Source organism: Sulfitobacter sp. SBS6, assembly GCF_048285585.1.
In the GTDB taxonomy this organism is placed as follows: Bacteria; Pseudomonadota; Alphaproteobacteria; order Rhodobacterales; family Rhodobacteraceae; genus Sulfitobacter; species Sulfitobacter pontiacus.
On sequence record NZ_JBLWBA010000003.1, the window covers coordinates 48,834 to 62,939 of the forward strand.

Annotated in this window: 12 protein-coding genes; 6 read left to right on the top strand and 6 right to left on the bottom strand. The window is 59.7% G+C overall.

The window, feature by feature from the left end; genetic code table 11:
• Window positions 1–28: 28 nt before the first annotated feature.
• The gene (locus tag ACNQ62_RS01060) at window positions 29–637 is read left to right on the top strand and encodes a helix-turn-helix transcriptional regulator (RefSeq protein ID WP_418093989.1); all 609 of its coding nucleotides are present in this window, start codon (window positions 29–31) and stop codon (window positions 635–637) included.
• 96 nt (window positions 638–733) lie between these two features.
• Here the strand turns inward: ACNQ62_RS01060 and ACNQ62_RS01065 are convergent, their stop codons facing one another.
• From ACNQ62_RS01065 to ACNQ62_RS01080, 4 genes are read right to left on the bottom strand one after another with little or no spacing between them, the layout of a single operon-like run.
• Window positions 734–1,888, bottom strand: a complete 1,155-nt coding sequence (locus tag ACNQ62_RS01065) for a glycosyltransferase (protein ID WP_418093990.1) — start codon at window positions 1,886–1,888, stop codon at window positions 734–736.
• Between the two features lie 4 nt (window positions 1,889–1,892).
• Window positions 1,893–2,867, bottom strand: coding sequence for a glycosyltransferase family 2 protein (locus tag ACNQ62_RS01070; RefSeq protein ID WP_418093991.1), 975 nt, complete (start codon window positions 2,865–2,867; stop codon window positions 1,893–1,895).
• A complete protein-coding gene (locus ACNQ62_RS01075; RefSeq protein ID WP_418093992.1) occupies window positions 2,860–4,017 on the bottom strand; it encodes a glycosyltransferase in 1,158 nt (385 codons plus the stop codon). Before ACNQ62_RS01075 ends, ACNQ62_RS01070 begins: the two co-directional genes overlap by 8 nt.
• A gap of 2 nt (window positions 4,018–4,019) precedes the next feature.
• The gene (locus tag ACNQ62_RS01080; protein WP_418093993.1) at window positions 4,020–6,005 is read right to left on the bottom strand and encodes an HAD-IIB family hydrolase; all 1,986 of its coding nucleotides are present in this window, start codon (window positions 6,003–6,005) and stop codon (window positions 4,020–4,022) included.
• 740 nt (window positions 6,006–6,745) lie between these two features.
• Between ACNQ62_RS01080 and ACNQ62_RS01085 the strand changes: the two genes are divergently transcribed.
• Complete coding sequence (locus ACNQ62_RS01085) at window positions 6,746–7,000, top strand: helix-turn-helix domain-containing protein (protein ID WP_418093994.1); 255 nt, start codon at window positions 6,746–6,748, stop codon at window positions 6,998–7,000.
• A gap of 152 nt (window positions 7,001–7,152) precedes the next feature.
• Here the strand turns inward: ACNQ62_RS01085 and ACNQ62_RS01090 are convergent, their stop codons facing one another.
• On the bottom strand, window positions 7,153–8,454 hold the full coding sequence (locus ACNQ62_RS01090) for a type II toxin-antitoxin system HipA family toxin (RefSeq protein ID WP_418093995.1): 1,302 nt from the start codon (window positions 8,452–8,454) through the stop codon (window positions 7,153–7,155).
• Window positions 8,444–8,782: a helix-turn-helix domain-containing protein gene (locus ACNQ62_RS01095; protein WP_418093996.1), complete on the bottom strand. Its 339-nt coding sequence runs from the start codon at window positions 8,780–8,782 to the stop codon at window positions 8,444–8,446. The genes ACNQ62_RS01090 and ACNQ62_RS01095 overlap by 11 nt, the downstream gene beginning before the upstream one ends.
• 202 nt (window positions 8,783–8,984) lie before the next feature.
• Here ACNQ62_RS01095 and ACNQ62_RS01100 point away from each other — a divergent pair, with 202 nt between their 5' ends.
• The 4 genes from ACNQ62_RS01100 (at window position 8,985) to ACNQ62_RS01115 (ending at window position 14,101) form a co-directional block, all read left to right on the top strand.
• The gene (locus tag ACNQ62_RS01100) at window positions 8,985–9,773 is read left to right on the top strand and encodes a sulfotransferase family protein (RefSeq protein WP_418093997.1); all 789 of its coding nucleotides are present in this window, start codon (window positions 8,985–8,987) and stop codon (window positions 9,771–9,773) included.
• Window positions 9,774–10,077: 304 nt separating this feature from the next.
• Window positions 10,078–11,130, top strand: a complete 1,053-nt coding sequence (sbnA, locus tag ACNQ62_RS01105; RefSeq protein ID WP_418093998.1) for a 2,3-diaminopropionate biosynthesis protein SbnA — start codon at window positions 10,078–10,080, stop codon at window positions 11,128–11,130.
• Window positions 11,127–12,677, top strand: a complete 1,551-nt coding sequence (locus ACNQ62_RS01110; protein ID WP_418093999.1) for an FAD/NAD(P)-binding protein — start codon at window positions 11,127–11,129, stop codon at window positions 12,675–12,677. Before sbnA ends, ACNQ62_RS01110 begins: the two co-directional genes overlap by 4 nt.
• Entirely contained in the window at window positions 12,674–14,101 is a 1,428-nt protein-coding gene (locus tag ACNQ62_RS01115; RefSeq protein WP_418094000.1) for a Y4yA family PLP-dependent enzyme, read from the top strand. Before ACNQ62_RS01110 ends, ACNQ62_RS01115 begins: the two co-directional genes overlap by 4 nt.
• Window positions 14,102–14,106: the final 5 nt, after the last annotated feature.

Genomic DNA, 14,106 nt, shown 5'->3' on the forward strand with positions numbered 1-14,106 from the left:
AACATCTCTATTTTTGAGAGGTACTATTATGCCCAATAGCTTTAACGAACTACCCAAGATCACATTTCGAAAATTCAGACTAAGTACTTTTTTATTCACCAACAATGACCTAATCAGAACGCGTGTATCCCAAGCGGTTACTATTCTAGATAGTATGATAAACAAGAAAACATATAGCCAACTTTCCCCAACGGGATCGCGGGAAGAAAAGGAATTGTATGTCGTAGACCCCAGCATCATTAAGAAAAAGGAGAGTGATATTGGTGCACTTCTAAACAGCGATAAGTTTCTTGTTCTCTTATACGGTGGCCCAGCTGACCATTTGATTACGGCACAGTCTGTAAGGCATGTCGTAAATAGCGAAATTGAGCCCGATGAACTTGCTTCGATAATCGGAGATCTCGCAGGCATTAAAAATATGGACCGCGCTCCAAGGCTGAGCCAGAGAGAAAAAGAAATCCTGCAGTATTATGGTCGCGGCTATACGCTTAAAGCCATCGGGTACGAGCTTGGTATCAGTCCCAAGTCAGCAGAGACCTATAAGTCACGCGCCTGCCGAAAGCTCGGCTTGACCGGGCGAGCTGCCGTTTTGAGGTTTATTGACCCTTCGGTAGCGAGGCAGAACACGCTGCATTAGCGCAGTGAAGAGCGACAATGTCCTGTGTCCGGATGCACGCATTTGGACACAGCTAAATCGCCTTAGCTTATCATAGTATAATGGGCCTCTTGGCCATTATTTTATGACGCACTGGGCCGGAAAACTATGTAGAAACACCCCAGATTGATATGCCGGAAGCTGAAAGGCTTCGAACGAAGGCATGTCAAACCTCTCATCTACGGCGTCGACCGCCCGCTTATACATTCCCTCATACGCCGCCAACATCCTCTCCAGCGTAAACAACCTCTCAACCCTCTCCCGTGCAGCCCAGCGCGGGATGTTGATCGCTTTCCTCAAAGCCTCGGCCAGCTCCCCAGCATCCGCCTCGGCATACCGCGCCACGTCACCTGCCACCTCACGGATCGCCCCATTCTCAACCGCTGCAATCGGCAGACCACAAGCCATCGCCTCGATCGCGGCAAGTCCGAAGGGTTCGTCCCAAAGGGGGGTGAACAGCAGAACAGATGCGCGGGCGATGGCTTCAGTCAGGTCCGCGCCTTGTAGGTGGCCGCCGTATTGCACACCCTCACCTAACAGCGGTGCAATTTCGGTGTCGAAATAGCTCTGATCCTCAATCGTGCCGTAAATTCTAAGCGGGATGCCAGCACTCTTAGCCGCCTGAGCGGCCAAATGCGTCCCTTTGGTCGGCGTGATGCGGCCCATCCACACCGCAGTGCCATCGGCTTCCGGGCGGAACGGCCAGTCCGCAAGATTAATGCCATTCGGTACGACACGGGCGAAGGGAGCTTCTGCGTCATCAAACCACGCTCCCAATTGCCGCTGCGAACAGGTGGTAAACAGAGACCACGGCGCCCCGCCATCGGCAACGGCACGCTTCAATACATCGAACGGCGGCACATGTAGGGAGGTCACCATCGGGATCCGGTGCCGCGCGGCGAAGCGCGGGGGGAAGCGGTGCAGTGAATTGTTATGCACCACGTCGAAACCGCCCTCGGCAATGCGCGGTAGGAGACGTTCGAACGCGGCATCCAGATGCCCTGTCAACTCCGGCGTGCCGTGCCACTTATGCCAAGGGAACTCTCGGTCATAATGAACGTCCACGACCGGCTCGACCTTACCACCCCAGTCGCTGTCACCTGCGGCGAAAAGGGTCACGTCATGACCCCGCGCCCGCAGGCCACGGCAGAGGTGCCAACAATGTGCCTCCATCCCACCCATGAACGGGCGCGCGATGGGAAAACGCACATGTCCGATGACAGCGATCTTCATTATGTCACTCCGCCGCGATGGCAGAGATACGGTCCTCGCCCGTTTGGGCGGCGGCGCGGCGCTCTTCCTCGGTGTCCAGATCGCGCAACAGCTTGTCCATCACCCGGCGGCTGTTGGCATAGGGCATATCGCCGGTCTGGCGACACATTTCGAAATCCGCCTCATCCGGAGCGCGCAGGATGGTCAGCGCATCGTCGCTATTGTCGATCAGCCCCATCAGATGGAAGGCGTGCAGCCAATGGCCCATGGTGCGATGCCCCCAGCGGGTGGCGAAATACTCGGCGTTGCGCACCACGGCTTCTACATGGTGGATCGGCGGCATGCAGTGGTCGTGATATTGGTGATAGACCTTGGCCCCCTTCATCCACCAGATGTCGATCCCGCGGGCGTCGAGCACACGACCAAAATCCGTATCCTCGCCACCATAGCCGAAATAGCCTTCGTCAAAGCCACCGCTGTGCGCCCAATCGGCGCGGTGCATAGCGAAGTTGAGCGACCAGAAACAGCGGTAATCCTCGCAATAACGCAGACCCTCCGCCGGTGGTCCCTGCCGGTCGGAGTGTTTGACGCCGATCTTGTCGAAATGATCGAAATCGAGGCCAGCTTCCGTCACCTCTTTGGGCAGATAGGCGACCTCTCCCATCACCAGCCCGCGGCCATCGTGGCATGCTTCCGCTACATCGGCGACAAGCGCAGGATGCGGGATGCAATCGACATCGACAAAGGCCAGAACGGCACCGCTTGCCTTGGCCGCCACCGCATTGCGCGCGGCTGCAAGGGGAAGCTCCCCATCGGGGCGGGTGACCTGGATTTGATGGATGGGAAAGGGTGCGTCGGGCAGCCCGTCGTAGAGCTCATCCTGCATGGCGGCGATCACCAGCTCGCGCGGGGGCACGGTTTGCGCGGCCAGGCCACGAATAACATTGTGCAAATGCGCCTCGCGGCCGCGGGCGATGGTAAGAACGGATACGTCACGCATGGTGAACCTCCTTTAGAGATTTTGAAATTTCGGGGCGGTCCCATAGGCGGTCCGCCAGATTGCCGAGCCACTGAGCGGTACGGGTCGCCGCATCAGTACCCCCTGCCAAGGCACGTTGCCGCACAGGATCATGCTGGCTCTGCGCTTGCGCAATCGCGGCTCGCCAAGCATGGGCAGAGCTCGGCATATGCGGCAAATGCAACGCGGCGCCGGCTTGACCCAAGGCGCGCGCTTTCTCGACTTGCTCGTCGAAATAGCGCCACTCCGGCACCACGATCCACGGCTTCGCAGCGGTGAGCACTTGGGCGCAGGTCGTATTGCCCGTGGAAGAAATCACCAGATCCGCCGCGGCGATATAGTCGGGCGCGTTGTCGACCCAGCCCTTATGCATCAGGTTCGGCGGCAAGGTCGCGTGCCAGTCGCGCTGCACTTCACCGATGGTGATCCAGTCCATCTGCGGATAACTGCGCGCGGCGACGCCCAAGGCGGCCTCGGAAATCCCGTTGCCGCCACCGCCACAGACCACCAGCGCCATGGGGTGTTTGCCGAGCTTCAGCGTCGTGCGGGCCACTTCGGTCTTGGGCAGTGATACATTCACCCCCAGCCCCGGAGCGTAGTAGGTTTTCTCCGCCCACGCGGCCCAACTCTCCTGCGCCAAATCCGCATGGAACGGGGCGAGCAACCCCGCGGCGCCGTCATAAGCCGCACAATGCCCTGCATCGCTACGGTCGCCATGCTGGAGGATTTTGACATGCGGCACCGAACAGAGCCGCGCCAGCTGCGCTACCTCGGCCGAGACATCGACGATCATCAGCTCCGGCGCCTCGGCGGCAAAGAACTGCGCCATCGCGGCCATCGCCTCGCGAATGCCGGACCAGCCAACTGGCGCGCAATGGGTCGTGTCGGGTGTATCGAGCAAGGCGCTGCCATGCGGCTCATCCCCCCGCGCTTCAAACAGAGAGGGCAGCTTTTGCACCGTCACGTTGTCACGCAAAGTCGGGAAAATATCGTCGCGCGCACAGAAAATCCGCACCGGTCGCGCCTCGGGCAGCGCGTTAACAACGGCGGCGCAGCGTTCCGCATGGCCCCGCCCCTGGTGATGCACAAAATAGCCGAAGGGCCGCAGGGGAACGTCAGGGAAATCACGCATGATTATTCGCCCGCCATCAGCATCGGCTGCGGTGTGCGGTAATATTGCACCCCATCCAAAACCCCCGCCGCATGTTTCAGCGAAGACCGATAGACCGAGGCCAGACCATCCAGCTCCGCCAGCGCATTTGCGGGCAGCACAGCGTTCTCGAAGCGCGAGAGCATATCCATATCATTGCCGCTATCCCCCGCCACGATCACGCTGTCGTCCGACATGCCACGCCGCGCCGCCTCGAACCGGATCGCGGCGGCCTTGCCGGCCTGCACGGGGATGATGTCGATGAATTTCTCATGGGACGGAATGATGCGGGCCAAGACACCAGCATGATGCAACTGCGCCTCGATCGCAGGCACATCGCTGATGGTGCCAAACAGGCTGACCTTCCACCGGCGCTGGTCATAGACCGGCTGGAAACGCACATTAGTGTCTTCCAGCGCCGTACGCACTGCCGCCGCATCCCACTCCTGCGAGATCAGCGCTGCATACTCCTTACATAGAGTAAAACCACTGCCGGAACGGCGCCAAATCTCTGTGCCCGTAGAGCTGATGATGGTATCCGGCGTGGGCAAATCCCATTCTGCTAGCACCCGCTGCGCCTCCGCGATGGAGCGTCCGGTGGCGACAGTAAAAGCATAGCGCTCCCCCTCGCGCCCAAGCCACTGGGCAAAAGCCCGCGCGCCATTGCGACAACCGGTCAGCGTATTGTCGATGTCGCAGGCGAGCAGGTGCTCATGTTGCTGAACATCCACGGTTTGATCCTGCGGCCAGCGGACTACCCCATCCATCACCGCTTGCGTCCGCTTCGCCCAAGCCGTCCAATCATAGGTCTGCCGCGCAATATGCTGCGCCCGTCGCGCCGACAGTTCCCGCTCCGGTGCCATCAGCACGTCGCGCAACCCGCGCGCCAGGCTCGCCGTATCATAGGGGTCGATCAAAGCACCAAAACCAAGCTCCGGCAGAATATCCAACGGCCCGCCCGATTGCGTCGCGACCAAAGGCACACCCGCCTGCGCGGCCTCGATCAGGGTCAGCCCAAAGGGTTCGTGAAACGCAGGATTGCAGAACAGGCCACCCTCGGCCGCTAGCGCATAAAGGTCGCTGATATCCTGCGCGGAGTGTTGCCGTGGCAGCGCCACTTTGCCCCAAAGATCATGTCGGTCGACCCCGTCAAACAGATCCGCAATCACCGCATCACGCTCACTGCACCCCTGCCCCAAGCCGTCCCGCAGCCCCGCGATAACCACAAGGTTCGCACGCTCTTGCAGTGTACGATCAGACGCATAGGCATCGACCAACCGCCGCAGGTTCTTCTTCCGAATGGGCCGCGCAATGGCGAGGATAATAGGCTTGCTCACATCCCGCAGAAACCCACCCAGCATCTCCCGCGCCCGAGCCGCATTACCCTGCGTTTCTACGCAAACCCCCGGCCCAATCCGATGCGCGCGCCCTTCCGCAGTTGGCACCAACTTCGGTATTTGCCGCTCCACCTCATCACGGGAGGAGGCGATAATTGCATCCGACTCTGTCAACGCACGCGTCTCCCGCGCGATCCGTGCCTTCAACTCGGCCGAAGGATCCTCGCCCGGCCTCAACTTCTCCGCCCCCAGCGAATGCGCGGTATAAAGCACCGGAATCCCGAACCTCTCCCGCGCCGCCAGCGCCAGCTTTGCCGCGTCCGCGAAATGCGCATGGATCACATCCGGCCGCGCCGCACCCATCTCTTCAAGCGTCGCTAACAAAGCGTTTTGCAGCGAGGGAAGCTCCACCACCAAATCACCCTTTTCCAAATACTCAACCCGATCCGACGCAAGACGCATCACCCGACACTTGGGCGCAATCCTTTCCTCGGCCTGCGCAAAAACAGCCCCCAACTCCGCCGCATCAAACAGCCGCGTCACAATCGTGACCTCTTCAACCTCAGGGAGTTTTGCCTGCGCCATCGCAGCGCCAAGAACATAGGCGATATGCCCACCGGTATCTTCCGTCATGCCGTACTTAACGGGCGGAGCGGATAGACATCCACCCAGCGAAATATGCATGATGCGCATATCAGCCTCCAAAAATTTTCAATTTATTCAGAGCTCAGATTGCAAGCTTCACAAAGATAACAGTAAAGTTACCTTATGGTTCCCATCGGGATTGAGATTTGTTTTGGGTGAGTTTGAAAGCGCTTGTGCAGTGGGATTGATCGCGCCCCTTCGCAACGGGTTCTTCCACCTAGCATCTATCTCTTCACGAAAAAAATTACGGCAAGGCCTTAGCCACCGATAATGTCCCAAGTAGGCTCAAATCGTTTGGATGCTATGCAAATCTCGTCGTTAATAATCGAATTTGTCCACCGAATGCTGGCAATAGGCTTCTCTGATGCGCGACATGAATGCACCTTGTTGAAGACCCATTTCTTCGCATGTTCTTTGAAACCATTCTGCGTCCTCAGGTAGGACCCTTAAATGTAACTGCCTTGTGTAAATCGATCTCGGCCTACCTCTCGGCCTAGATGGATGATTGGATGGGCCTGCGGTATCATGATTTTGGGTGTCTTCAAGCTCCTGCATGACCAGTTTTGCGACTTTTGCCATCAACGAACTCAACTGTTCCTCAGTACAAACAAATCTGGCCATAAACACAGCTTTCTCCAAAATGTCGTTATCAAATTTATATATCGCCATTGGATTATTCACAGTTTACTTCATAGCCGCAACCAAAGATTTACTCCCTATGTCCAGAAATGGATACTCCACATATTGACCCCTTGTTGACTGCACTAGCCTCGGTTCTAAGAATGCATCGCCGTGCGTTGAATATTTCCCAAGAGGAGCTGGCCCATAGGGCCGGGAGAAGTATGCGCTATGTATCCCTGCTCGAGCGAGGGAAGCATCAGCCAACGCTGGATACATTACGGCGTATGAGCGATGTCTTTGATATGCCCCTTAGCCAGCTCATTCTAGAAGCAGAAACGCAGATCACGCAGGCGGATACTTAGCCCCCACAGCTTTTACACCTTAGAATATCCAGCGTTGAGTATCAGTTTACCCTATTTGAGTAGTTCAAATAGGGTAAAGCCATAACAATGACGGCGCTCGGAAGAAGGCCCACAGCCCATCAGCACTTTTTTAACTAACAAATTGCTGCGGGTTAATGCGAATGAAAATCTCCGACTAGGGCGGCCAACTTACTGGACAATCCATCAAAGGCGAACTCACGTAAAATTGCCCGATCCCGTAACGCACTATAATCTGCCGGCGTCAAATCCACGTCTCGGGCCATCTCATCAAACAGATCGCGGATCGCCTCGACCTGACGAAGGATAATCGTTTTAGCCCGCTCCTGATCCAACCCGAAGCTACCGGCCGCATCCAACGCCAAAGAAAGGTTCGCGCGGTGATCTGTCCCCCGTACCGCCATGGCCTGATTGGCCTCATATGACGCCCGCGGGCGCGGGTCGATGTCGTAGGCCGGTGTCAACTGAAGCTGTTCCCCCGTCCAGAACCCCGCATGATTGCGGGCGTGGTCATCGGTATTCCCGATGAGAATGTTGAAACACATACGCGCGAATAATTCTTGCAGATCCGCGCTTGGCGCGATGCTCGCTCTGCGCAGATGGGTGGCAAGGTCCTCGTAGCTGGCGTAGCGCCCCTGAAGCTCGCTGAGCCCCAGAATGGTCAACGCAGATACCATCGCGCGCCGTGTCCAGCCTTGGCCCGTATTGATCCGGTCGAACCGCTCGATCAGCAACACATCCTTGCCCATGATCTGGCGAAGCTCGACCGGGGCGACGTTCATACCGCAGGCCTGCGCAATCTTCATCGCGATATATTCGCCCTTTACCACGGAATGCTGGTCGTTGGAGGCGCTGAATTTCGCGATCATCTTGCGATTGCCATCCGTGACCTGCGCCTTGGGCCGTGCCCCGCCGATAGACGTCCCGTGGCGCAAGGCTTCGTCCAGTTCCAGCGGCAGTGGCACGCCACGTTCCACAAGATCCGCAGCCTCTATAAGGGTCGAAAGCGCAACCTCCCCCGCCAGTCGCGGCACGTATTCTGTCGCAGAGCTCTGGAAGTCCAGTGCGCCAATCCGGTCGGAGCCGGACTGCAGCATATAGTTCATCTCGTCGAGCGCATCGAGATCCATGGCGATGCCCTTCGCACCCGTCAACCGGTTGATAATAACCCGGCGCCCCCAGAAATCAGGGGCCCCGTCGCGCAGGCAACCTGCTATCTGTAGGGGGGCGGCGGGCACGTGAATTTGCTCGTCCAAGGGCAGCTCCGGCAGGAAAATCGGAATCGCATCAGGATTGCGCAGATAGCTTTTACCGTAAGTGAACTGATGCAGCTGACCCACAAGATCGACGCGGCCAGCGACCACAGGGTCGGTTGCACCGGGCAGAAAGATCCAGACATAGAGGGTCTTGGTCGGTTTCAACAGCTCAGAAGTCATTGTCTATCTTCCCGCGGCTGGCCTGGAAGGCACGCTGACGCAACAGCGCATTTGCCCGCCGTTCGGTCGCGAGCCGCGTGGTCAGCCGTTCGTCATCTTCCTCAAATAGCGGAACGCCAAGGATGGTGGCGATTTCGAAAACGGCACCAAGGGATACGGTCATGTCCCCCTTTTCCACCCGTGACAACAGCGGGCGAGAGACCCCTGCCCGTTCCGCCAGTTCCTGCGCGGTCATATTCCGCTCCAACCGCGCGGCGCGGATCATCAGCCCTAAAATCTCTGCAGCTTTCCGGGAGGTTGGCGAATAGGGGCGTGTTGCTTTGGTCATCGGTATCCGGAACAGTTTGCAATATGTAGATTACATAATGCGTTATAATGATACTTATACGTTACACTCCCTCAAATTTCTACCAAATTCTATCATCGCGCTCCGGCCTCGCTTCGACTTCATCATTACCCCTGCTGACATAACGTCCCTTGCCACCCCTCCCCCACAGCCTACCTGACTTTCGCAAGACAAAGGGGCCTTCATGACAGCACATCGCTATATCTTCGTCGGCGGGTTGCACCGGTCTGGCACCAGCCTTGTGGCGCGGCTGATCGGCGGGTTGCCCGGTGTCAGCGCAGTCAACGCCGCCCCCGTGCCTGAGAATGAAGGCGTCTATTTGCAAGGCGCAATCCCTCACACCGCGCGGCATGGCGTGCCCATGCATTTCGCCACCGACCCCGCTCAGCATCATATCGAAGGATCTCATTTCGACAGGTTAGAGACGCAAATGCGGTTGGAACGGGACTGGGCACCGTATTATAAAGAAGCCCCGTGGCGGGTCGAGAAGTCGCCCGTAAACCTCACACGGATGCGTCTGTATCAGCAGCTTTTCCCCCTGTCGCAGTTTGTGGTTGTCACGCGCCATCCAGAGGCGGTTGCCGCGGCCACCTCCAAATGGGTCGATATGGACTCCGCTGCGATGATAAATCATTGGCTAGATGCTCATGACATCGTGCAACGCGACATCGATTATCTGCACGCCGTGATCACCATCCGCTACGAAGACATTATCGCCGACCCTACCGCAACCTTGGCCCGGTTGGCCGCGTTTCTCGATATGGATACGGTGCCCGCGCCGTCCGATATCCGCAATGGAAATCAGGATTATGCGGGGACGGCTACGCTCTCCCCCGCTCAAGCGGAGCGCGCTTCGGTGTGGGGATATAGAGCGGGATTGCAGGTTCAGCCTTGGGCTAGCGTGACCCGCCACCCCTTGCGGCGCATTGCCGAGAATGTTGTAGCGGCGGCGGGTGTCGCACCGTCGACCTAACTGCGGCTTAATACAAAGAAGATGCAAAACCGCATATTAGAGACCCATATTGTCGACCCACGGCCCGAGCTCACATCGCTTCCCGCCCCCAAATTCCATCTCAGTTGCACACAAGACGGAACTTTATCACGCCCAAGAGGTTCAATCCTAAATAGCAATTTTCGACCATCGTTCTCTCCCTCACAAGCCCGTGCCCTTCCACTTGAGGGTTCAACAGCGCGCGACGTGAAAGAGACGCAACACGATCCGCAACGGCGCGGTCCTGCGCCGTCGGTGAGACTTGGCTTCCCGAAAGGCTGCGCAGATGAATATTCGTACTCAGGTAAAGACCCACTCCCACACGGCGACACCCTTCGCGGCGACGCGGATCGCGGACAATGTGCTCGACCTCATTGGCCAGACGCCGATGGTGCGCCTGCCTCGCTATCTTGACCGCGAGGATGTCAATCTGGTCGCCAAGGTCGAGGCGCTGAACCCCGGCGGCAGCGCCAAGGACCGGCCCGCGCGGCACATGATCGAACGCGCCTTGGCGGACGGTCGGTTGCAGCCCGGCGATACGGTGGTTGAATCCTCGTCCGGCAACATGGGCATCGGTTTGGCACAGGCGTGTGCAGTGCATGGGCTGCAATTCATCTGCGTCGTCGATCCTAATGCGCAGTCCCAGAATGTGGCGATCATCCGCGCATTGGGGGGCCAGATCGAGCTGGTGGATCACGCGCCTGACGGAGATTTCCTCGCCGCCCGTCTGGATCGGGTCGCCAAGCTTTTGGAGGAAGACTCCCGCCGTTTCTGGCCCAACCAATATGCCAACCTCGACAATCCGGAGTCCCATGAGCTCGGCACCATCGCCGAGATCGACGCAGCGCTTGGCGGGGAGATCGATGTGCTTTTCGTCGCCTGTTCCAGCACCGGCACGGCGCGAGGGTGTCGTGACTATCTGCGCCGGATGGGGCGCAAGACCAAGGTCGTCGCGGTGGACGCCATGGGTAGCACGTTGTTCAACGGCACCGCAGGCCCGCGCAAAATCTCGGGCATGGGTGCGGGTCGTATTCCCGAGCTGGCCAAGGGGCAGGAGTTCGATGATCTCGTCCGCGTTTCCGACGTGACCTGCGTCGCGGGGTGTCGTCGCGCCGTTGCGCGCGAAGGGCTGCTGGTCGGCGGCTCCGGCGGTGGTGTGCTTGAGGCGGTGCGCGAGATGCAGGATGAGCTTGCCGGTTTGACCGTCGCCGCGATCATCCACGATTCCGGCTCGCGCTATCTGGGCACCGTCTTTGACCCCGAATGGGTCGAGCGCGAACTGGGGATTTGCGAGGCGGATGTGACGGCATTGGCAGGATTGGCCCCCGCGGATTCATGAGCGAGACAGAGATTGCCATCGTCGGCTGCGGGCCCAAGGGGCTCTACGCGCTGGATAGCCTGTGCGAGGCGGCGCGGCGCAGTCCGCGGCACCGGTTTACCGTCCATATCTTCGAACCCTCGGCGCATCCCGGGGCGGGGCCGATCTATGATCCGCGCCAGCCGGATGTGCTGCTGATGAACTTCCCCGCCGGTCTGATCAACGCCTGGACAGGCGAGCGCGGGCCGTCGTTTCTGGGGTGGGCGGCGAGAAGCCCGAAGCCTGTCGATGCGGGCGACTACGTGCCCCGTGCGCATGTGGGGCGGTATCTGTTCTGGAGCTTTGAGCGTGTCGTCGCGCAAGCCCCGTCGAATGTGAGACTAATCAGGCATAAAACGCGTGTCGAGGCGGTGAACCGCAACGGGGATCGGTGGCACATCTCTCCGCAAAACATCACCGTTGATCACGTTCTGATTACGACCGGTCACCAAGACGGGTTTCGTCATAGCAAAACGGAGACGCGCAACCATGTCCCCTCCCCCTTCCCGATTGACCAGCGTCTGGCCCAGACCGCCGTGCCGCCCAACTCTACCGTGCGCTGCAAGGGCTTCGCCCTCACCTTCATCGACGCGGTGCTCGCACTGACCGAAGGGCGCGGCGGGGTCTTCACCCTCTCCGCTACCGGGTACACCTATACCCCCTCGGGCGCGGAGCCGCGCCGCATTGCCCCCTTCAGCCGCAGTGGTCGTCCAATGCGTGCCAAGGTAGAGGCGGCATTGTTTACCCAACCGCAAAACGATGCCTTTTGGGACGATCAACGCGCCGCGCTTTCGCACATCCTGCGCACCCCAAACGCGACCTTTACCCACCACATCTGGCCCCCGTTTTTGTCATGCGCCGATCAGGTTCTGGGCAACCCTTCCGGCACCAGCGCCGACTTCTTCACCCTCCGGACCAAAACCACCTTCACCCCCGACGAGATCCGCCAAGACCTGCGCATTGGCTATGACATCGCCATGGGGCGCCGCGCTCAAGACAGCGCTTGGGCTCTGGCCGAGGTCTGGCGCCGCTGCTATCCGCAGTTGATCAACTGGATCAGCCACCGCGAGTTATCCCCCGACGATGCCCACCACTTCCGCCAGATCGCGGCAGAGATGGAGCGGCTCGCCTTCGGCCCGCCCGCGCAGAATATCGGCAAGCTGATCACGCTGGAACAGGCGGGCATCGTCAGCGTTGACCATATGTCAGGCGAGGCCGGGGCAGATGTCACGATCAACGCCACGATCCCGCCCGCTGGCGGTGCCGCGCTTGCCGCCCCGCTCGACGGTCTTTTGCGCGACGGGCAGCTCAGCATCGGCACAATGGGCGGTGTTAGGGTCGATAAAAGCGCGCATGCCCTGACACGCGACGGCATCGCCAAGGGCCTCTCCGTCATTGGCCGTGCCACCGAAGGCTGCGTGCTTGGCAATGATACGCTGTCGCGCTCACTCCATGATCTTCCCGAAAACTGGGCCGCCGCCGTCGTGCAAAGCGCCCGCCAATCCAACGCGCTGGAGCATTCCCTATGACCATCCCCCAAACGATCTTCAGCCCCTGCCACGGCGTTGTGCCTTTGCGCCCGCGGCTGGAAAACTGGATGGCAGAGCTGCTGCAAGATCGCCCCCGTCTCGACGCGCTGACCGACCGCTTTGGTGCGCCGCTCAACGTCCAGTCGGTCGATCCTTTCCGCCGCAATATCGCGCAGCTGACCGACTGCGTGACCGACTATGGCCTGCCCTTCCTGCCCATGTTTGCGCGCAAGGCGAATAAATGTCTCGGCTACGTGCAGGCCGCGCGGGATATGGGCATCGGCATCGATACGGCCAGCCATGCGGAGGTGGAACAATGCCTTGAACAGGGCCTTCCGGGTGACCGGATCGTCTGTACCGCCGCCGTTAAGGATCGGGCGCTGATGACCCTATGTGTGGGTGGCGGCGTGACCGTGATCCTTGATAACGAGGATGAGCTGGAGCTGCTGGAGGACGTCGCCGAAGGGGCGACCAAGCCCGTCTCTGTCGGCCTGCGCCTGAACGGGTTTGAGCGTGACGGCACAAAGCTTTATTCGCGTTTCGGCTTTCCGCTGACGCAGGCCCCTACCCTCGCCGCGCGCATTGGCGCGTCGGAAACACTCCGGCTCGACGGGCTGCACTTCCACCTCAACGGCTATAGCGCCGAGGATCGCATCGCCGCCATCCTGCAAACGCTCCCCCTGATCCACAAGATCAAGGGCGACAGCACCGCGCCCTTCTTCCTCGATATCGGCGGCGGCATCCCGATGAACTACCTCGACGACGCGGCGGAGTGGGAGACATGGCTGGCCGAGCTTGACCGCGCCCTCGCCGGTGACCGCGACCCCATCACCCAGCATAACGACGGACTGGGGCGCAAAGCCGGCGGTGAAGGCAAGGTCGACAGCTACCCCGTCGCCCAATCGCTGGTGCAAGAAGACTGGGTGCGCCGCATTCTCGATCACATGGCGGACGGTCAAACCGTGGCAGCACATTTGAGGGATGCCCATATCTCCCTGCGGTGCGAGCCGGGGCGGTCCCTGCTCGACGGCTGCGGCATGACCCTCGCCCGTGTCGCCTTTTGCAAACGCGACAGCGCTAGCACCCCCGTGATCGGCGTGCAAATGAACCGCACCCAATCCCGATCCGGCTTCGCCGAATTCGCGCTCGACCCGCTCATGGTCTCCGCCCCCGGCCCGCGCAAGGAACCTATCGAAGGCTACCTCGCCGGCACCTATTGCACCGAAAGCGAATGGCTGACGCGGCGCAAGATGTCCTTCCCCCAAGGCGTCAAAGCAGGCGACCTGATGGTCTTTCCCAACACCGCCGGCTACCTGATGCATTTCCTCGAAAGCCGCTCGCACCAGTTCCCACTGGCGCGGAACGTGTTTGTGACGGAAGGAAACGCAGGGGCCGTCGCGCTGGACGATATCGACGCGGGGTAGTCGCC